The organism is Gemella sp. GH3, assembly GCF_013415425.1.
GTDB lineage: Bacteria > Bacillota > Bacilli > Staphylococcales > Gemellaceae > Gemelliphila.
Window position 1 is genome coordinate 1 of sequence record NZ_JACBYC010000028.1, and the last position, 823, is coordinate 823.

An 823-nucleotide genomic window follows, 5' to 3' on the forward strand; every position below is an offset into this window, starting at 1 on the left:
CATCAGTACCATGTGATAATCCAGAAATTTGTACAAGTTCCGAGAAGGTTGTTGGTTTCGTGTCTTCTAACATTTGTCTAACGAACCCAGTACCAAATTCAGGAACTCCAAATGTACCAGTTTTACATAGTATTTCATCTTCAGTAACGCCTAAACTTTCAGGTCCACTGAAAATCTGCATCGTATCCTTATCATCAACTGGAATAGTTTTAGGATCAATACCTGATAAGTCTTGAAGCATGCGTATCATTGTTGGATCATCGTGACCAAGGATATCAAGTTTTAATACGTTATCATGAATGGAGTGGAAGTCAAAGTGAGTTGTCATCCAAGCTGCACTTTGATCATCTGCCGGAAATTGTATCGGTGTAAAATCATAAATATCCATATAATCAGGAACTACTATAATACCACCCGGATGTTGTCCAGTCGTACGTTTAACACCAGTACAACCTTTAACCAATCTATCAATTTCAGCTCCGCGTTTATGAATACCTTGATCATTTAAGTATCCTTTTACAAAACCGAAAGCAGTTTTCTCAGCAACTGTACCAATTGTTCCTGCACGGAAAACCTTATCTTCTCCGAATAGCACTTTGGTATAGTTATGCGCATTTGGTTGATATTCCCCACTAAAGTTTAAATCAATATCGGGAACTTTATCTCCTTTGAAACCTAAGAATGTTTCGAATGGAATATCTTGTCCCTCTTTTATGAGTTCATTGCCACATGTAGGACATTTTTTATCAGGAAGATCGAAACCTGAACCTACTGAACCATCATTGAAGAACTCGCTTGTTTTACAATGTGAACATATATAATG

Annotated in this window: 1 pseudogene; it reads right to left on the bottom strand. The window is 37.2% G+C overall.

Features of this window, described 5'->3' with window-relative positions:
• Positions 1 to 823: pseudogene (gene polC / locus HZY83_RS00510) on the bottom strand (PolC-type DNA polymerase III); the annotation flags it as partial.